General features: G+C 69.8%; 20 protein-coding genes. 11 read left to right on the forward strand and 9 right to left on the reverse strand.

The features are described 5' to 3' along the window. Positions 1 to 15: 15 nt before the first annotated feature. From SK571_RS09840 to SK571_RS09865, 6 genes are read left to right on the forward strand one after another with little or no spacing between them, the layout of a single operon-like run. Positions 16 to 1,491: a FadD3 family acyl-CoA ligase gene (locus tag SK571_RS09840; RefSeq protein ID WP_319983713.1), complete on the forward strand. Its 1,476-nt coding sequence runs from the start codon at positions 16 to 18 to the stop codon at positions 1,489 to 1,491. Further along, positions 1,488 to 2,318 carry an enoyl-CoA hydratase gene (locus SK571_RS09845; RefSeq protein ID WP_319983714.1) on the forward strand — a complete coding sequence of 277 codons (831 nt, stop codon included), beginning with the start codon at positions 1,488 to 1,490 and terminating at the stop codon, positions 2,316 to 2,318. Before SK571_RS09840 ends, SK571_RS09845 begins: the two co-directional genes overlap by 4 nt. Beyond that, positions 2,318 to 3,409: an acyl-CoA dehydrogenase family protein gene (locus SK571_RS09850; RefSeq protein ID WP_319983715.1), complete on the forward strand. Its 1,092-nt coding sequence runs from the start codon at positions 2,318 to 2,320 to the stop codon at positions 3,407 to 3,409. Before SK571_RS09845 ends, SK571_RS09850 begins: the two co-directional genes overlap by 1 nt. Next, positions 3,406 to 4,209, forward strand: a complete 804-nt coding sequence (locus SK571_RS09855) for an acyl-CoA dehydrogenase family protein (RefSeq protein ID WP_319983716.1) — start codon at positions 3,406 to 3,408, stop codon at positions 4,207 to 4,209. The genes SK571_RS09850 and SK571_RS09855 overlap by 4 nt, the downstream gene beginning before the upstream one ends. After that, the gene (locus SK571_RS09860) at positions 4,206 to 5,168 is read left to right on the forward strand and encodes an acyl-CoA dehydrogenase family protein (protein WP_319983717.1); all 963 of its coding nucleotides are present in this window, start codon (positions 4,206 to 4,208) and stop codon (positions 5,166 to 5,168) included. Before SK571_RS09855 ends, SK571_RS09860 begins: the two co-directional genes overlap by 4 nt. A gap of 3 nt (positions 5,169 to 5,171) precedes the next feature. Then, a complete protein-coding gene (locus SK571_RS09865) occupies positions 5,172 to 5,753 on the forward strand; it encodes a hypothetical protein (protein ID WP_319983718.1) in 582 nt (193 codons plus the stop codon). Here SK571_RS09865 and SK571_RS09870 read toward each other — a convergent pair. Further along, complete coding sequence (locus tag SK571_RS09870; RefSeq protein ID WP_319983719.1) at positions 5,750 to 6,133, reverse strand: helix-turn-helix domain-containing protein; 384 nt, start codon at positions 6,131 to 6,133, stop codon at positions 5,750 to 5,752. The genes SK571_RS09865 and SK571_RS09870 overlap by 4 nt on opposite strands. Before the next feature lie 42 nt (positions 6,134 to 6,175). On the opposite strand from SK571_RS09870, the gene SK571_RS09875 reads away from it, so the two are divergent. After that, entirely contained in the window at positions 6,176 to 6,991 is an 816-nt protein-coding gene (locus SK571_RS09875) for a class I SAM-dependent methyltransferase (protein ID WP_319983720.1), read from the forward strand. Here SK571_RS09875 and hsaB read toward each other — a convergent pair. From hsaB to SK571_RS09915, 8 genes are read right to left on the reverse strand one after another with little or no spacing between them, the layout of a single operon-like run. Next, positions 6,977 to 7,549 (reverse strand): 3-hydroxy-9,10-secoandrosta-1,3,5(10)-triene-9,17-dione monooxygenase reductase subunit, encoded by a 573-nt coding sequence (gene hsaB, locus SK571_RS09880; RefSeq protein ID WP_319983721.1) that lies wholly within the window; start codon positions 7,547 to 7,549, stop codon positions 6,977 to 6,979. The genes SK571_RS09875 and hsaB overlap by 15 nt on opposite strands. Next, positions 7,513 to 8,415 (reverse strand): iron-dependent extradiol dioxygenase HsaC, encoded by a 903-nt coding sequence (gene hsaC / locus SK571_RS09885; RefSeq protein ID WP_319983722.1) that lies wholly within the window; start codon positions 8,413 to 8,415, stop codon positions 7,513 to 7,515. Before hsaC ends, hsaB begins: the two co-directional genes overlap by 37 nt. Further along, positions 8,415 to 9,224 (reverse strand): 4,5:9,10-diseco-3-hydroxy-5,9,17-trioxoandrosta-1(10),2-diene-4-oate hydrolase, encoded by an 810-nt coding sequence (gene hsaD, locus SK571_RS09890; protein WP_319983723.1) that lies wholly within the window; start codon positions 9,222 to 9,224, stop codon positions 8,415 to 8,417. The genes hsaC and hsaD overlap by 1 nt, the downstream gene beginning before the upstream one ends. A 10-nt stretch (positions 9,225 to 9,234) precedes the next feature. Beyond that, on the reverse strand, positions 9,235 to 10,401 hold the full coding sequence (hsaA, locus tag SK571_RS09895) for a 3-hydroxy-9,10-secoandrosta-1,3,5(10)-triene-9,17-dione monooxygenase oxygenase subunit (RefSeq protein WP_319983724.1): 1,167 nt from the start codon (positions 10,399 to 10,401) through the stop codon (positions 9,235 to 9,237). Beyond that, entirely contained in the window at positions 10,398 to 11,420 is a 1,023-nt protein-coding gene (gene dmpG / locus SK571_RS09900) for a 4-hydroxy-2-oxovalerate aldolase (RefSeq protein ID WP_319983725.1), read from the reverse strand. Before dmpG ends, hsaA begins: the two co-directional genes overlap by 4 nt. After that, positions 11,374 to 12,264, reverse strand: a complete 891-nt coding sequence (locus SK571_RS09905) for an acetaldehyde dehydrogenase (acetylating) (RefSeq protein WP_319983726.1) — start codon at positions 12,262 to 12,264, stop codon at positions 11,374 to 11,376. The genes dmpG and SK571_RS09905 overlap by 47 nt, the downstream gene beginning before the upstream one ends. A 9-nt stretch (positions 12,265 to 12,273) precedes the next feature. After that, entirely contained in the window at positions 12,274 to 13,044 is a 771-nt protein-coding gene (locus tag SK571_RS09910) for a 2-keto-4-pentenoate hydratase (RefSeq protein WP_319983727.1), read from the reverse strand. Beyond that, complete coding sequence (locus tag SK571_RS09915; protein ID WP_319983728.1) at positions 13,038 to 14,495, reverse strand: FAD-binding protein; 1,458 nt, start codon at positions 14,493 to 14,495, stop codon at positions 13,038 to 13,040. The genes SK571_RS09910 and SK571_RS09915 overlap by 7 nt, the downstream gene beginning before the upstream one ends. A 113-nt stretch (positions 14,496 to 14,608) precedes the next feature. On the opposite strand from SK571_RS09915, the gene SK571_RS09920 reads away from it, so the two are divergent. Genes SK571_RS09920 through SK571_RS09935 form a run of 4 tightly spaced genes read left to right on the forward strand, consistent with a single transcriptional unit; the run spans position 14,609 to position 18,501 of the window. Next, positions 14,609 to 16,180: an FAD-dependent oxidoreductase gene (locus tag SK571_RS09920; RefSeq protein ID WP_319983729.1), complete on the forward strand. Its 1,572-nt coding sequence runs from the start codon at positions 14,609 to 14,611 to the stop codon at positions 16,178 to 16,180. Continuing rightward, the gene (locus tag SK571_RS09925; protein ID WP_319983730.1) at positions 16,177 to 17,304 is read left to right on the forward strand and encodes a Rieske 2Fe-2S domain-containing protein; all 1,128 of its coding nucleotides are present in this window, start codon (positions 16,177 to 16,179) and stop codon (positions 17,302 to 17,304) included. Before SK571_RS09920 ends, SK571_RS09925 begins: the two co-directional genes overlap by 4 nt. After that, positions 17,301 to 17,540, forward strand: a complete 240-nt coding sequence (locus tag SK571_RS09930) for a hypothetical protein (RefSeq protein ID WP_319983731.1) — start codon at positions 17,301 to 17,303, stop codon at positions 17,538 to 17,540. Before SK571_RS09925 ends, SK571_RS09930 begins: the two co-directional genes overlap by 4 nt. Continuing rightward, complete coding sequence (locus SK571_RS09935) at positions 17,533 to 18,501, forward strand: ferredoxin--NADP reductase (protein WP_319983732.1); 969 nt, start codon at positions 17,533 to 17,535, stop codon at positions 18,499 to 18,501. Before SK571_RS09930 ends, SK571_RS09935 begins: the two co-directional genes overlap by 8 nt. Positions 18,502 to 18,507: the final 6 nt, after the last annotated feature.

The raw sequence follows: 18,507 nt of genomic DNA on the forward strand, positions 1-18,507 counted from the left end.
GCTTTGGAGGGCGTGATGGCGGACGTTCCAAGCAGGCAAACGGTTTCAGCCGTGCTCGACCGCGCTGCTGCTTCGTACATCGACGCGGAGGCGTTGGTGGACGGGGAGGTTCGCCTCACCTGGACCGAACTGCGTTCGGCGGTGCTGGACGCGGCGCGCACGTTCGTGGCGACAGGTGTGCGGCCCGGCGATCGGGTGGCTCTGTGCGCGCCCAACTCCGCTCAATGGGTGGTCGCGGCGCTCGGGGCGTTGCACGCGGGTGCGGCTCTGGTACCGATCAACACCCGGTTCACCGCCACGGAGACGTTGGACGTGGTGAGGCGCAGTGCCGCGCGCGTCCTGGTCGTCGAGGGCCAGTTCCTCGGGCGCGACCGGGAGGCGGAACTGCGGGCGCTGTCGCCGGATCTTCCCGCGGTGGTGCGCATACCGGCTTCCTGGACGGGGTCCGGCGCCGATCTGCCCGACCTGTCGGAGGACCAGCTGTGCGACGTGATGTACACGTCGGGCACGACCGGGCGCAGCAAAGGGGCGATGAGCGCGCACCGGCAGTCGATCGGGGTGGCCGAGGCCTGGGCCGCCTGCGGTGAGCTGACGTCCGCCGACCGCTACCTGATCGTCAACCCCTTCTTCCACACCTTCGGCTACAAGGCCGGGATTCTGGCCTGCCTGCTGACCGGGGCGACGATCGTGCCGCAGCCCGTGTTCGACGTCGTGGAGACGATGCGGCTGGTCGAACGGGAACGGATCACCGTGCTGCCGGGGCCGCCGACGATCTTCCAGGCGTTGCTCGACCACCCCGACCGCGGCTCGTTCGACCTGTCGAGTCTGCGGCTGGCGGTCACCGGCGCCGCGGTCGTCCCCGTCGTGCTGATCGAGCGGCTGAGGGCGGAGCTGTCGCTGACCGTGCTCACCGCCTACGGCCTGACCGAAGCCGTCGTCGCCACCATGTGCCGCCCCGGCGACTCCCCCGAGACGGTCGCGCACACGTGCGGCGCGCCGATGGCGGGGTTCGAGCTCCGGCTGGGCGAACGGGACGAGGTGCTGTTGCGCGGCCCGAACGTGATGCTCGGCTACCTCGACGATCCTGACGCCACCGCGGCTGCCATCGATGCCGACGGCTGGTTGCACACCGGTGACGTCGGTGCCTTGGACGAGCGGGGCTATCTCTCGATCACCGACCGGCTCAAGGACATGTACATCTGCGGCGGGTTCAACGTCTACCCCGCCGAGGTCGAGCAGGCGCTCGCCCGGCTGCCGGGCGTCGCGGAGTCGGCGGTGGTCGGGATGGCCGACGCGCGGCTCGGTGAGGTCGGGGTGGCGCACATCGTCACGGCACCTGGTTCCTCGTTGACGTCGGACGAGGTGATCGCCTTCTGCCGCGAGCGGCTGGCGAACTACAAGGTGCCGCGCGCCGTCGAGTTCCACCCCGCGCTCCCCCGCAACGCCATGGGCAAGGTCCTCAAAACCCAACTGCGCAAGGAGAACGCGTGACAGTCTCGTATGAGCGGCGGGACGCGGTCGCCGTCGTGACCATGAACCGCCCGGAGTACCGCAACGCGCAGAACTCGGCGATGACCTACGCGTTGGACGAGGCCTTCACCCGCGCGGTGGACGACGACGAGGTCAAGGTGATCGTGCTGGCGGGCGCCGGCGACCACTTCTCCGCGGGCCACGACATCGGCTCGCCCGGCCGTGACGTCGACACGTCCTTCGAGCGAAAGGCCGTGATGTGGTGGGACCACGTCGGCCGTGAGGGCGGTGACCTCCGCTTCGCGCGCGAGATGGAGGTCTACCTGGGCATGTGCCGGCGGTGGAGGGAGATCCCGAAGCCGACGATCGCGATGGTGCAGGGCGCCTGCGTGGCGGGCGGGCTCATGCTGGCCTGGGTGTGCGACCTGATCGTGGCCGCCGAGGACGCGTTCTTCGCCGATCCCGTGGTGCGCATGGGGATTCCGGGCGTCGAGTACTTCGCGCACCCGTGGATGCTCGGCCCGCGGGCTGCTAAGGAGGTGCTGTTCACCGGCGACCGCTTCTCGGCGCAGCGCGCCTACGAGTGGGGCATGGTGTCGCGGGTCGTGCCTCGCGCGGAGTTGGAGGCGTCCACTTTCCAGCTGGCCGGGCGCATCACGGCGATGCCGCGGTTCGGGCTCGCGCTGGCCAAGAAGGCGGTCAACCAGTCCGAGGACCTGATGGGTCTGCGGGCCGGGATGGACTCCGTGTTCGGCCTGCACCACTTCGCGCACGCGCACAACGCCGAGGTGAGCTCCGACGCGTTGGCCGGCATGGACGCCCGTGCGATGAAGAAGGCATCCGGCTGATGGATCTCGACCTGGACGCCGCGACACTGGAATTCCAGGCCGAGGTGCGGTCGTGGCTGGCGGTGCACGTCCGGCCACTGTCCTCGATGGACACCGCGCAGGGCTTCGAGGAGCATCGTTCGTGGGAACGGCTGCTGGCCTCCGAGCAGCTGTCGGTGGTCTCGTGGCCGTCCTCGTACGGTGGCCGGGAGGCCTCGCTGCTGCAGTGGCTGGTGTTCGAGGAGGAGTACCACGCTTCGGGCGCGCCGGGTCGCGTCTCGCAGAACGGCATCTTCCTGCTGGCGCCGACGTTGTTCGCGCACGGCACCGACGAGCAACGCGCCCGGATCCTGCCCTCGATGGCGCGCGGCGACGAGGTGTGGGCCCAGGCCTGGTCCGAACCCGAGGCCGGTTCCGACCTGGCCTCGTTGCGCAGCACCGCCGTCCGCTGCGACGGCGGCTGGCTGCTGCGCGGCCAGAAGACCTGGAGCTCGCGGGCGGCGTTCGCGGACCGGGCGTTCGGCCTGTTCCGCACCGGCCCCGGCGAACGGCACCGCGGCCTGACCTACCTGCTCTTCGACCTGCGATCCGAGGGCGTGACCGTGCGGCCGATCGACCAGCTCGACGGCGAACCGGGCTTCGCCGAGATCTTCCTGGACGATGTCTTCGTGCCGGACCGCGACGTCGTCGGCGAGGCCGGCGACGGCTGGCGCGTGGCGATGAGCACGGCGGGCAGCGAACGCGGCCTGACCCTGCGCAGCCCGGGACGTTTCACCGCCGCCGCGTCCCGGCTGGTGGAGCTGTACCGCAAGAACCCGGACCCGGCGCTGCGCGACCGCGTCGTGGACGCCTGGATCGGCGCGCAGGCCTACCGGCTCCACACGTTCGGCGCTCTGGCCCAGCCTCCGTCCGGGCCCGCGGCCAGCGTCACGAAGGTGTTCTGGTCGGAGCTGGACGTCGCCCTGCACGAGACGGCACTCGACCTGCTCGGCGAGGTCGCGCCGGGGTGGCGGGACGGCTGGTTGTTCTCGCTGTCGGGCCCGATCTACGCCGGTACCAACGAGATCCAGCGCAACGTGATCGCCGAACGAATCCTGGGGCTGCCGCGATGATGTTCACGCTGTCGTCCGAGCAGACGGACCTGGCCGGAGTGCTGCACGGGTTCCTGGCCGCGGGAAAGACGGACCTGACCTCGCTCGGCCTGGACGAGGTGACCGACCCGGTCGACCTCGTGGTGGTGTTCGAGGAGCTGGGACACCACGCGGTCGCCGGACCGCTGATCGAGTCGCTCGCGGTGCTTCCGGCACTCGGCGCAGGTCCCGGCTCGGTCGCCTTCCCACCGCACGTTCCGCACGCCGTCGAGTCCGACCGGTACTTCCTGGTCGAGGGCGACACCCTCCGCGAGGCCTCCCCCACCGCCGAGCTCCAGTCCGTCGACCCCGGCCGCCGCCTCGTCGAACTCTCCGCAGGCTCGGTGCTCGCCACCGACGTCCCCGCCGCCCGAGCGTTCGACCTGGGCGTCCTGACCTGCTCGGCCCAACTCCTGGGACTGGGCCGCGCGATGCTCGACATGAGCACCGCCCATGTGCTGGCGCGCACCCAGTTCGGCAAGCCCATCGGCCAGTTCCAGGCGGTCAAGCACCACCTCGCGAACGTCCTGATCGGCCTTGAACTGGCCCGCCCGCTGGTGTTCGGCGCGGCCGTGACCATGACGTCCCTGGACGTCTCCGCCGCGAAGGTGGCCACCTCCGACGCCGCGTGGCAGGCCGCCCGCACCGCGTTGCAGGTGCACGGAGCCATCGGTTACACCGCCGAGCACGACCTCGGGCGGTTCCTCTTGCAGACCCGAGCCCTGCGCACGGCGTGGGGCAGTCCGTCGATGCACCGAGCGCGCGTGCTGGAGGCGTTGTGACACCGGAACAACTCGCGTTGCGTGACGCCGTCCGCAGCCTGCTCGACAAGCACTCGGACGTCCGCGCGGCCATCGAGACCCCGCACGGCTACGACAAGGACGTGTGGGCGCGGCTGTGCGACATCGGCGTGCTCCCGATCCCCGAACGGTACGGCGGTTCCGGCGCCGGCCTGGCCGAGACCCGCGTCGTGCTGGAAGAACTCGGCCGCACCCTCACCCCGTCCCCGCTGCTGGCCTCGACGCTGGCAGCTCATGCACTGCTGGCGACGGGCAACGAGGAGGCGTGCGACCGGCTGCTGCCCCGGATAGCGGACGGGACCGTCGCCACCCTCGTCTGGCCGTGGGACAACGCCCTGACCAGCCTCAACGGCACGGCGCGTTACGTACTGGACGGCGACCTCGCCGAGATCCTCCTCGCCACCGACGGCACCGACCTGTACGAGATCGACCTCGCCGGCGTCACCCGCGAGCACACACCGGCGATGGACCCGACCCGCCGCCTCGCCACGATCCACCTGACCGACGCCGCGGCGACCCGTCTCGGTCGCTGGTCACCCGAGTTCCGTGACGTCGCGCTGGCCGCGCTGGCTGCGGAACAGGTCGGCGCCGCCGCTCGAGCCCTCGAACTCACCGTCGAGTACACCAAGACCAGGGTCCAGTTCGGCAGGCCCATCGGGTCGTTCCAGGCTCTGAAGCACCGCATGGCCGACCTGCACGTCCTGGTGGAGACCGCGCGATCGGCCGCTCTGGCCGCTGCCGACGAGGTGTCCGCGGCGGTGGCGAAGGTCTACTGCTCGGAGGCGTTCTTCAAGGTCACCGCCGAGATGGTCCAGTTGCACGGCGGGATCGCGATCACCTGGGAGCACGACGCGCACCTGTACCTCAAGCGGGCGCACGGCAGCGGGCAGCTGTTCGGCAGCCCGGCCGTGCACCTCGAACGGCTGCGGACCAAGATCTGACTTGTGGATGTGAAGACTTACGCCACGGTCACCGACCTGTGCGCGCGGCTCGCGGGCCGGTTGGACGACGACACCCTGCGGTCGGTGCGCGAGGACTACTTCGGTGGCGAGCCCGCGCAGGCCGAGGCGGCGTTGTTGCTGACCATGGCGCACGAGAACATCGGCATCACGCAGGAGGAACACGACCTCGTCCAGTCCACGCTGGACGATCCGCACAGCCCGGACCTGGCCGCCGTGCGGATCATCGCCGCCGTGCCGCCCGTGCCGTACCGGTTCAGCCCCCACGGTCCCGCCGACGCGCCGGATCCGAGCCGGGCGGACCGCGTGCTGGCCGACGAGGCGGCCAGGTACGGCGGACGCGTCCTGCGCCGTGCCTGGAGGGATCCGCTGGCCGGAGCGCCGGACGTCGCGAAGTGGACCTACGTGCTGGAGGTGTCCGATGCCGATGTGCTCGGCGTTTTCGCCGGACTCTCCGGACGGCTGTGGGTCACGTTGCGGGAGAAGTGGCCGCTGGAGGTGGTCGGGCCGAGCCTCTCCCCGTACCAGGCCGCCGCCTCGGTCGCGCCCCGGATCTGGGTCGCCTAGGCCTGGCCCAGCACGCGGCGGAACGTCGGGCACTCCATGTGCGTCGGCGCCGGACAGGCCGCCGCGTGCCGCAGGTCGTCGCGCATCAACGCCAGCTTCCGGATCGTCGCGTCCAGCTCGTCGGCCTTGGCCGCGAGCATCTCGCGGTTCGGCGACGGGCGGCCGTCCGGCGAGAACATCAGCAGGATCTCCTCCAGCGAGAACCCGGCCGTGCGGCAGACCCCGATCAACGCCAGTTGCTCCAGCACGGCGACCGAGAACACCCGTGCCAGGCCTTGGCGGCGCACGCAGGTGATCAGGCCCCGCTCCTCGTAGTAACGCAGGGTCGAGGCGGGCACGCCGGAGCGCCGCACCACCTCGCCGATACCGATCTCGTCCACGACACTTGACCTCAAGCCGACTTGAAGTAGGACGGTAGGAGCATGACATCTGAGGTGAACAGCGAGCAGGCGGCCTGGTGGAACGCCGCGGGGCTGGGCTGGGCGAACGTGCAGGACATCGTCGACCTGATGCTCCGCCCGTTCCAGGACCTGCTCGTCCAGGCCGCGCTCGAACGGCCGCGCGAACGGGTTCTCGACGTCGGGTGCGGCACGGGCGGGGTCACGAGGGCGATCGCCGAGGCCACCGGAGCGGCCTGTGTGGGCATCGACATTTCCGAGACGATGCTCGCCGCAGCGCGTGAGCATGGAAAAGCGGAGTACCTCCTGGCCGACGCACAGGTGCACACGTTCGACGAGAGCTTCGACCTGGTCGTGAGCAGGTTCGGGGTCATGTTCTTCGAGGACCCCACGGCCGCGTTCCGCAACTTGCTGCGAGCCACGTCGCCGGGAGGCGACCTGCGCTTCATCACGTGGCGCACCGCGGCCGAGAACCCGTTCATGACCACCGCGAACAAGGTTGCGGCCCCGCTGCTGCCGGACGCGCCGGTGCCGGACCCGGACGGACCAGGTCCGTTCGCCTTCGCCGACCCCGGCAAGACGCGCAAGATCCTCGGAGAAGCAGGCTGGACCGGCATCGGCATCACACCGGTGGACCAGATCCGCTCCCTGCCCGAGGAGCTGCTGATTCCGTACCTGAGCAACCTCGGACCGATCTCCCGTGCGCTCAAGGAAGCCGCGGAGTCCGAACGGCCCCGGATCATGAGCGACGTCCGGAGCGCGTTCGACGGTTTCGTGCACGGTGACGAGGTGCGGATCCCGGCCGCGGTGTGGCAGGTCACCGCGTCAGCTCCACTCTGACTGGCGCTGCCAGGTCAGCAGGTTGTCGAGGACCTCACCGGACCAGCCGCGGGGGTCCAGCTCGGCGTGCGAGGCGTAGCGGCCGCGGTAGAACAGCAGCGGCTGCGCCTCGCGCACCGGACCCAGTTCGACGACCGAGCCGACGACCACGTGGTGGTCGCCGGCCTCGTGCACGACCGACACCTGGCAGTCGACCCACGTCAGCGCGCCGTCGAGCACCGGAGCACCGGTCGGGGACGGTGTCCACGACACGGTGGAGAACTTGTCCGTGCCCGCCCTTCCGAACACCGTCGACACCTCGCGCTGGTCCTCCGCCAGCACGTTCACGCAGAACGAGCCGGCCGAGGCGATCGCCGCCCAGCTGCGGGATGTCCGTTGTGGACAGAACAGGACCAGCGGCGGGTCCAGGGACAGCGCCGCGAAGGCCTGGCAGGCGAACCCGACAGGCCCTTCGGACGACATGCCGGTCACCACGGTCACCCCGGTGCAGAAGTGACCGAGAACGGAACGGTAGCGGGCTCCTACTTCTGGACGCCCACGCTGAAGTCGTGTCCCCACAGGCTCACCGCCGTGCTCTCGCGTGCGATCCAGTCCTCATCGTCGACCTGCCGTCCCTCGCAACCGAACTCGACGTCGAACCCGCCGGGCGTCTTCATGTAGAACGACAGCATCAGGTCGTTCACGTGGCGGCCCAAGGTCGCCGACATGGGCACCTTGCGCCGCGTCGCACGGTCCAGCGTCAGGCCCACGTCGTCGGTGTTCTCGACCTCGACCATCAGGTGCACGATCCCGCTCGGCGTCGGCATCGGCAGGAACGCGAGGCTGTGGTGGCGCGGGTTGCAGCCGAAGAACCGCAGCCACGCGGGCGGTCCGTCGGCGGGCCGGCCGACGAACTGCGGGGGCAGGCGCATCGAGTCGCGCAACCGGAACCCCAGGACGTCGCGGTAGAAGTGCAGCGCGGCCTCGTCGTCCGAAGTGGACAGCACGACGTGCCCGAGGCCCTGCTCCTCCGTCACGAACCGGTGACCGTACGGCGAGACCACGCGCCGATGCTCCAAAGCCGCGCCGTGGAACACCTCCAGCACGTTCCCGGACGGGTCCTCGAACCTGATCAGCCCGTTGACCCGGCGCTCGGCCAGGTCCTCGGCCGAGCCTTCGACGTACGCGACACCGGCCGAGGCCAGCCGTTTCGCGACCTCGTCCAGCTCGGCCTCGGTAGCGGCCTCCCACCCGGAGGCCTGCAGGCGGTCCGCCGAACCCGGCACGATCACCAGCCGCGCCGGGAAGTCGTCCATCCGCAGATAGAGCGCACCGGGAGTGGAGCCCTTGCCCTCGACCATGCCGAGGACCTTGAGCCCGAACTCGCGCCACCGGTCCATGTCGGTGGCCTCGATGCGGAGATAGCCCAGCGACCGAATGCTCATCACGCCTCCGTCAGGAAGTCGAGGGCGAGCCTGTTGAACTCGTCGAACTTCTCCAGCTGCGCCCAGTGCCCGCACCCGCCGAACACGTGCAGCTGCGCGCGCGGGATCAGCTTCGTCGCCAGCAACGCGCCGTCCAGCGGGTTCACCCGGTCCTCGCGTCCCCACACCAGCAACACCCGCTGGCGCAACCGATACGCCTCACGCCAGAGCATCCCCTGCTCGAAGTCCGGGCCGGAGAACGACTTGCCCAGCGCGGCCATGGCGCGCAACGACTCCGGCTGCCTCGCGGCCTCGAACCGTTCGTCGATCAGCTCCTCGGTGATCAGCGACTGGTCGAACACCATGATCCGCAGGAACTCCTCGATCTTCTCCCGCGTGGGTGTGCGGGCGAACGCGCTGAGCTTGCGCACGCCCTCGGTCGGATCGGGCGAGAAGACGTTCAGCGACAACCCGCCCGGCCCCATCAACACGAGCCGACCGGCGCGTTTCCCGTTGTCCAAGGCGAACCGGACCGCCGTGCCGCCGCCGAGCGAGTTGCCCAGGATGTGCGCCTGCTCGACCTCCAGCGAGTCCAGCAGGTCCTTCAACGCCCGGGAGGCGAAGGAGAAGTACTGGTCGTGCTCGGCCGGCTTGTCCGACTGGCCGTAGCCCGGCATGTCGACGGCCAGCACGCGGAACGACTTCGCGAACACCGGGATGTTCGCGCGGAAGTTGCTGAGGGCCGAAGCGCCGGGTCCGCCGCCGTGCAGCATGACCAGCGTTTCCGCGTTGCCGGTACCGGCTTCGTGGTAGTGCAACCGCACGCTCATCAACGCCCCCTCAGAACAAGCCGTCGCGGACCTGGATGCCGAGCTCGTTCTTGCCGTACAGCACGAGCACGCGCTCCGGGTCGTTGGCCGCGTGCACACGTGCGGCGTGCGCGTCGCGCCAGAACCGCGGCAACGGCAGACCGGCGTTGATCGCCTTCCCGCCCGCGCTCTCGAAGAGCCGGTCGATCGCGGAGATCGCCCGCGCACTGCCGAGCACCTGGTCGCGCCGGGCCCGCAGCCGCATCTCGATCGGGATCTTCGTGCCGGCGACGGCGTGCGCCCACTCGTCGTTGATGTCCTTCTCCAGCTGCCACCACGCGGTGTCGATGTCGCTGGCCGCCGTGGCGATCCGCACCTGGGCGAACGGGTCGTCGACCGACTTCTCACCCAGGTAGGCGGCCCGGACGCGCTCACGGGTCACGGTGACGTGCACGTCGTACGCGCCGGTCGCCATGCCGATCATCGGCGCGGTGATCGCGTACGGGTGGATCGTCCCGTACGGCATCCGGAACAGCGGGCCGGGATTGACCTCCTGGCCAGGGCAGACGCATCGAGCCGTGTGGGCCATGCTCAACGTGCGGTGCTCCGGCACGAACACGTCGTCCACCACGATGTCGTTGCTGCCCGTGCCGCGCAGGCCGACCGTGTCCCACACGTCGTTGATCGTGTAGTCGGCGATCGGCAGCAGGAATGTCCGGAAGTCGACCGGCTTGCCCTCGTCGTTCATCACGAGGCCGCCGAGCAGCACCCACGTCGCATGGTCGCAGCCGGACGAGAAGCTCCACTTGCCGCTGAACCGGAACCCGCCCTCCACCGCGGTCGCACGGCCCGTCGGCGCGTAGGAGGACGAGATCCGGGTGTCCTGGTCCTCACCGAACACCTCGTCCTGCGCCGCCACGTCGAACAGCCCGACGTGCCACGGGTGCACGCCCAGCACGGACGCGACCCAGCCCGTCGACCCGCACGCGCTGCCGATCATCCTGACCGCGGTGTAGAAGTCGAGCGGATGCGACTCGAAGCCGCCGTACCGCACGGGCTGCAGCATCCGGAAGAACCCGGTCTCCTGCAACGCCTTCACCGACTCCGGCGGCACCTTGCGCAGTTCCTCCGCCTCGGCCGCGCGATCGGCCAGCGCGGGCAGCAGTTCGCGCACCTTGCCGAGGATTTCCTCGCTCATCGGACTTCCTCCCTGCTCAGCTCCAGTGCGATGTCGATCAGCTGGTCCTCTTGCCCGCCGACGAGCTTGCGTTCGCCTGCCCTCACGAGGATCTGCGCGCCGGACACGCCATAGCGTTGCGCCTGCGTGTACGCGTGTTTGAGGAAGCTGGAGTAGACGCCCGCGTACCCCATCATCAGCGCCATCCGGTCGAGCAGGCACTCCTCGGGCATGACGGGCCGGACGACGTCCTCGGCCGCGTCCACGATCTTGAAGAAGTCGACGCCGGTCTCGAACCCCAGCTTGTCGCACACCCCGACGAACGCCTCCAGCGGTGTGTTCCCCGCGCCTGCCCCGAATCCGCGCACGCTGCCGTCGATCTGCTTCGCGCCGGCCCGTGCCGCGGCAACGGAGTTGGCGACGCTCAGCCCGAGGTTCTCGTGCCCGTGGAAGCCGACCTGGGCATCCGAACCCAGCTCGGCGACCAGCGCGGCCACCCGGTCGGAAACCTGCTCCAGCACCAATGCGCCGGCCGAGTCGACCACGTAGACGCACTGGCACCCCGCGTCCGCCATGATGCGGGCCTGCTTCGCCAACGCCTCCGGCGGCTGCGAGTGCGCCATCATCAGGAACCCGACGGTCTCCAGGCCACGTTCGCGAGCCAATGCGAAGTGCTGCACGGAGACGTCGGCCTCGGTGCAGTGCGTGGCGATCCGGACGATCGAGGCGCCGTTGTCCTGCGACACCAGGATGTCGTCCTTCACCCCGACGCCCGGCAGCATGAGCACGGCGATCTTGGCCTGCCGGGCCGTCTCCACGGCGACCTTGATCAGCTCCTGCTCGGGCGTGTGGCTGAAGCCGTAGTTGAACGACGACCCGCCCAGCCCGTCGCCGTGCGTCACCTCGATCACCGGTACCCCGGCGCCGTCGAGTGCCGCCACGATCGAGCGGACGTCCTCGACCGTGAACTGGTGCCGCTTGTGGTGCGAGCCGTCACGCAGTGACGTGTCGGTCAACCGCAGACTCAGACGCTGCTGCACGGGCGATCTCCTCCCCCACCTTGGTCGCGGCGGCCGTCATGATGTCGAGGTTCCCGGCGTACTCCGGCAGGAAGTCGCCCGCTCCCGCGACCTCCACGAAGATCGCCACCCGGCCGGCGTCGAACTGCGGTTCGCGCAGCAGCCGGAACCCCGGCACGTACGAACGGATGTCGGTCTCCATCCAGGCGATCGAGTCCGTGATCGGGTCGGGATCGGCGTCCTCGGGAATCGCGCAGAAGATCGTGTCGCGCATGATCATCGGCGGATCTGCCGGGTTGAGCACGATGATCGCCTTGCCGCGCCCCGCCCCGCCGATCGCCTCGATGCCCCGGCTGGTGGTGCGGGTGAACTCGTCGATGTTGGCCCGCGTGCCAGGCCCCGCCGACACCGACGCGACGCTCGCGACGATCTCCGCGTACGACACCGGAACCACCCGCGACACCGCGTGCACCATGGGAATCGTGGCCTGGCCACCGCACGTGATCAGGTTGATGTTGGGCGCGTCCTGGTGCTCGCCGAGGTTCACCGGCGGCACGACGTACGGCCCGACCGCGGCCGGTGTCAGGTCGATCGCCCGGATGCCCGCCTCGGCGTAGCGCGGGGCGTTGGCCCGGTGCACCGCCGCGGACGTCGCCTCGAAGACGATGTCCGGCAGCTCGTCCTGGCGCAGCAACCACTCCGCGCCGTCGACCGAGACCTCGAGCCCCTGATCGGCCGCACGCCTGAGTCCCTCGCTGGCCGGGTCGATGCCCACCATCCAGCGCGGTTCCAGCGCCGGCGAGCGCAGGAGCTTGTAGAGCAGGTCGGTGCCGATGTTGCCGGAGCCGACGATGGCCGCCTTCACCCAGTCACCTCATTCGAATTTCAGGTCTACGGAACCGAGTCCGGTGAACTCGGCGCGGAACTCGTCACCCGGCCGGGCGTCGATGGCACGCGTGCACGAACCGGGCAGCACGATGTCGCCCGCCAGCAACCGGACGCCGAAGCTCGCGACCTTCGCGGCCAGCCACGCCACCGCGATCGCCGGATCACCCAGCACGGCGTCACCGCGTCCCTCGGCGACCAGCTCACCGTTGCGCCGCAACGTGGCCGTGACCGCGCCGATGTCCAGTTCGGACGGACGCACGCGCTCGGAGCCGAGCATGAACCCGGCCGATGACGCGTTGTCCGCGATGGTGTCCTGCAGGCCGATCCGCCAGTTCTCGATGCGGCTGTCGATCAGCTCGATGGCCGGCGCGACGAACTCGGTGGCGTCCAGAACGTCCTCGACCGTGCAGCCCTCGCCGGGCAGGTCGCGGGCCAGCAGGAACGCGATCTCCACCTCGACCCGCGGGTAGAGGTAGGCGGACGCGTCCGCGGTGCCGGCCAGCTGCATGTCGTCGAGCAGGTGGCCGTAGTCGGGTTCGTCGACGCCCATCATCTGCTGCATCGCGAGCGACGAGAGCCCGACCTTGTGGCCGATCACGTCGCGGTTGCGGTGGCGGACGTTGAGCAGCTGGATCTCGTACGCGTCCACCACGTCGATCTCGGGGTACAGCTCCACCAGCGGTTTGATCGGCACGCGGTCGCGTTCGGCCGCGCGCAGCAACTCGGCGGCAGCCTCCCTGGACTGGATCGTCAGCACCTGGCCTCCTTCGCTGCGTGTTGCCCTGCCCGGCGGCCCGAGAAGACGCAGTCAGCGAGCGCGAGGCCGCTGACGTAGGACTCCGAGCACACCCCGACCGCCGATCGGCCGGCCGCGTACAGGCCCGCAACTCCTTGCACCTGACCGGTGTCCTCGTCCACGACGAGCCCGCCGAGCGTGAGCATCGGGCACGGGTAGCCGAACCCCGCGCGCACCGACACGTTGATCAACGAATAGGGAGGCGTCCCGAACGGTTCGGGCGGCGCGATTCCGGCCTTGGCTGCGACCTCTTCGATCGTCGGCGCGGTGACGAGGCCGCGGCCGAGCAGGTAGCGGACCTGCCAGCGCTGGAACCGTGCCGTCTGTGTTTTCACCTGGGCGCGAGCGGTTCGCAGGATGTCGTCGTCGATCAGCAGCCAGGCCTTGCCGCCGCGCTCGACGATCTCGCCTCCGATGGCCGCGCCGTACAGGGTCGCGTCACCGAAGCGCTGCCCGGCCGGGTCGACCAGAACCCCGCGCTGCAAAGCGCTGGGAGGCGTGATGAACCGCCACACCGAGATCTTGTCCATGCGGGCGGTCCTGCCACCGGCGGCGACGCCGAGCCGGATCCCGCCACCGTCGTCGCCGGGCGTGCCCAGCGCGAGGCCGCCGCGGTAGGCCGGCGCGTGCTCGTGGACCAGTGCCCGATCGGAGATGAAGCCGCCGGCCGCGATGACCACGCCCTGCCCGGCGTGGACCACCAGCGGCCGGCCGAACCGTTCGAGCCGCGCTGCCAGCCCGAACAGCCTCTTGCCCAAAGGCGGGTAGTAGAGCCACGGCTTCGCGCCCGCCCTGGACAACGCCCCGTGCAGAACCCGTGGAAGCCCGGTGAGAGTCCGGCACCGCACACCGGTCACCCGGCCGTCCGTGACGATCAGCTCGACGGCCCGGGTCTGCGGCATGACCCGCACGCCCGCGCGCCGGGTCGCCTCGGCCAGCCGGGTGAAGAAGACCCTGCCGGACGTGCCTTTCGCCCTGGTCCTGTGCCCGCGCGGAGCAGGATCGGGCCAGGCGTCCTCACTGCCGGACAGGTAGAGGTAGTGGTCGTCGGTCGGGTACGAGGTCTTGAACGGCGAGACCCGCGCGTCGAACGGGACGCCCTGGTCCTCCAGCCACGCCAGCATCTTGGCGCTGTCCTCGCAGAACCGCCGCAGGGTCTCCGGGGACACCGCGTCCCGGACCTCGTGCCTCAGGTAGGAGTACATCGCGTCGACCGAGTCGGTGACACCGGCCTCGACCTGCTGCCGCGTCCCGCCGCCCGCGTAGACGACGCCGCCGGACAACGCGGTCGCGCCGCCACCGGCGAAACGGTCCAGCACCACCACGGACGCACCGGCTGTCGCGGCCTCGACGGCGGCGCACGCGCCGGCCGCGCCGAAGCCGATGACGACCACGTCAGCGGTGACTTCCACGCAACCCTCCAGAAACAGGTTCTTGGTGAGTCGACTTGCCTGGAACTCCTACACCATAGCGCCAAACCGCCTCAGAACTATAACCTGTTCTAGTCTGAGCTCCGGGAGGTGCGATGTACGACGTGATCGTCGTCGGCAGTGGCGCGGCGGGCATGACAGCCGCGCTCTGCACCGCTCGAAACGGCCTGCGAACCCTGATCATCGAGAAGGCCGCGCACTACGGCGGCTCGACCGCGCGGTCGGGCGGCGGCATCTGGGTGCCGAACAACGCCGTGGTCGCAGCCAACGGCGTACCCGACTCGCCGGAGCGGGCCGCCACCTATCTCGCGCACATCGCTCCGGACGTCCCCAGCGAGCTGCGCGAGGCGTTCCTGGACGCCGGACCGGCCATGCTGGCGTTCGTCTGCGCCCACACACCGCTGAAGTTCCGCTGGGTCCGCGAGTACTCCGACTACTACCCCGAGGCGCCGGGAGGGCAGCCGCGCGGCCGCTCGGTCGAGCCCCTGCCGTTCAACGCGGCCCTGCTCGGCGAGGACATCAAAGACCTCGAACCGCCGTACGTGCCGACGCCCGCGGGCATCGTGATCACCCAGACCGACTACAGGTGGCTGACCCTGATCGGCAGGCACCCGCGCGGCATCTTCACCGCCGTCAAGGTGTTCGCGCGCCGGTTCCTGCCGGGCCGCCGCCTCACCATGGGCCAGGCGCTGACCGCGGGCCTGCGCGCCGGACTCACCGCGCTGAACGTCGAGGTCAGGCTCAACACCGCGATGACCGACCTGCACCACGAGAACGGCCGCGTCGCCGGAGTTCTCGTGGGCGAGAAGGTGATCCTGGCGAAGCACGTGGTGCTGGCGTCCGGCGGGTTCGAGAACAACGAGCAGATGCGCAAGCAGCACCAGAACATCGGTACGGAGTGGACGGTGGGCGCCAAGGCCAACACCGGTGACGGCATCGAGGCCGGGCAACGGGCCGGAGCCGCCGTCGCGCTGATGGACGAGGCGTGGTGGGGCCCGTCGGTCCCGCTGCCGCGCGGCCCGTTCTTCCTGCTCGCGGAACGGTCCCTGCCCGGCTGCGTGCTGGTCGACAAGACCGGCCGCCGGTTCGTGAACGAGGCGGCGCCCTACATCGACGTGGTCAACGCGATGACCGGCAACACCTGGCTGGTCTTCGACCACTCCTACCGCGGCCGCTACCCGTTCTGCGGCATCCCGCCCCGGCGCCCGCTCCCCCGGCGCTGGAAGGAGTCGGTGCTCACCGCGCCGAGCCTCGAAGAACTCGCCCAGGAAGCCGACCTGCCGGAGCTGACCGAGACCGTCCGGCGGTTCAACACGCTGGCCGTCGACGGCAGGGACGTCGACTTCCGCCGCGGCGACAGCGCGTACGACCGCTACTACGGCGATCCGCGCACCAAGCCGAACCCCAACCTCGCGCCGCTGACCACCGGCCCGTTCTACGCGGTCAGGATCGCGCCCGGTGACCTCGGCACCAAGGGCGGCCTGCGCACCGACGCCCGCGCGCGTGTCCTGCGCGAGGACGGTTCGGTGATCGACGGCCTGTACGCGGCGGGCAACACCAGTGCTTCGGTCATGGGCCACACCTACGCGGGCGCGGGCGCCACCCTCGGACCGGCGATGACGTTCGGGTACCTCGCCGGCCTCGACATCTCTGGAGGAGAGCGATGACGCAGGACAGCGTGCGGACGATCGACGCGGGCACGCCGCCGGCACGGTTCGCGCGCGGCTGGCACTGCCTGGGCCTCGCCAGCAGCTTCCGCGACGGCAAACCACACGCCATCGAGGCGTTCGGCACGAAGCTCGTGGTGTTCGCGAGCGACGACGGCAAGATCAACGTCCTGGACGGGTACTGCCGGCACATGGGCGGCGACCTCACCCAGGGCACGATCAAGGGCAACAACATCGCCTGCCCGTTCCACGACTGGCGCTGGGCGGGCAACGGCAAGTGCGTCGACATCCCCTACGCCAAGCGGGTTCCGCTGCGGGCGCGCACCCGGTCGTGGATCACGCTCGAAGAGAACAAGCAGCTCTTCGTGTGGAACGACCCGCAGGGCAACCCTCCGCCCGAGCACATCACGATCCCGCGCATCGAGTCGGCGTTCAGCGACGAGTGGAGCAACTGGACCTGGGACTCGGTGGTGATCGACAACGCGAACTGCCGCGAGATCATCGACAACGTCGTCGACATGGCCCACTTCTTCTACATCCACTTCGCGTTCCCGACCTACTTCAAGAACGTGATGGAGGGCCACGTCGCCTCGCAGTACCTGACGACGCGCGGCCGTCCGGACGTGGCGATGGGCTCGAACTACACCGGTGACGTGGAAGTCCGCTCGGAGGCCGCGTACTACGGGCCGTCATACATGATCGACTACCTGTGGAACGACTACAAGGGCCTCGAGATCGAGACGGTGCTGATCAACTGCCACTACCCGATCTCCCCGACCTCGTTCAAGCTCCAGTGGGGCGCGATCGTGAAGAAGCTGCCGGGCGTCGACGACGTCCACGCGGACAAGATCGCGGCCAAGTTCGCGCGCGGCATCGGCGTCGGGTTCCTGCAGGACGTGGAGATCTGGCAGAACAAGTCGCGCGTCGACAACCCGTTGCTGTGCGAGGAGGACGGGCCGGTGTACCAGCTGCGGCGCTGGTACGAGCAGTTCTACGTCGACGTCGAGGACGTCACCGACGACATGGTGCGGCGCTTCGAGTTCGAGGTCGACACGAGCCGGGCGATCGAGGTGTGGGAGAAGGAGGTCGCCGAGAACCTCGCGCGCCAGGAGCAGGCGACGTGAGCGAGCGCGACGAGTTCCTCGTCGGTGGCATGGTGCCGGTCGGGTGCGACTGCGGCAACCGGGTGCTGGTGAAGAAGAACAGCCCGCAGCACACGAGTGTGCAGTGGCTGTCCGACACCCGTGACTGCCCTGAACTGTGCGGCGCGCGGGCGGCGCTCGTGCCCACCTGCCTGCGGTTGCGCGACAGCATCGAGAAGGCCGTGCGCGAGGGAACGCTGGAGGTCGCCGATGGCTGAGGTGCACCGGCTTCGGGTCGACGCCGTGATCGAGGAGACCGCCGACGCGCGCTCGTTCGTGCTGTCGGGCGCCGACTTCGCGGTGAGGCCCGGCCAGTTCCTGACCGTGCGGGCCGGAGACGTGGCGCGCTGCTACTCCCTGTCCAGCGCGCCGGGTGAGCCGTTGAAGATCACGGTCAAGCGGACGCCGGACGGGTACGGGTCGCACTGGATGTGCTCGTCGCTGGCCGCCGGGATGGAACTGGACGTGCTCGCACCGGCCGGGGTGTTCACGCCTTCGTCGCTGGACGGGTCGTTGCTGGCGTTCGCGGCCGGGAGCGGGATCACGCCGGTCATGTCGATCATCCGGGCCGTGCTGACGCAGGGTTCGGGGCGGGTGTTCCTGTTCTACGCCAACCGGGACGAGGCTTCGGTGATCTTCGCGCGGGAGCTTTCCGGGCTGGTAGATCAGCATCCGGATCGGCTGACCGTCGTGCACTGGCTGGAGTCGGTGCAGGGACTGCCTTCCGTGGCGGGGCTGCGGGCGTTCGTCCGGGACTGCGACGAGGCGTTCGTGTGCGGGCCCGGGCCGTTCATGGAGGCCGCGCGCAAGGCGTTGCACGACGTGCCGGTCGTGCACGTCGAGAAGTTCGTGTCGCTGTCCAGTGATCCGTTCTCGGCCGTGGTCCCGGTGGTCGACGACCGGCCGGACGCCGTCGTCGAGGTCGAGCTGGACGGTGAACAGCACCGCTTTCCGTGGCCCGCGCGGACGAAGCTGCTCGACCTGTTGCTGGAGAAGGGACTCGACGCGCCGTACTCGTGCCGCGAGGGTGCCTGCAGCGCGTGCGCGTGCCGGCTGGTCGAGGGCGAGGTCAAGATGCTCAACAACGACGTGCTCGACCCCGAGGACATCGCCGAGGGCATCGTGCTGGCGTGCCAGTCGGTTCCGGTCACCGACACCGTGAAGATCACCTACGAGTGAGGGGCG

The organism is Lentzea kristufekii (assembly GCF_033949925.1).
Lineage (GTDB): Bacteria > Actinomycetota > Actinomycetes > Mycobacteriales > Pseudonocardiaceae > Lentzea > Lentzea kristufekii.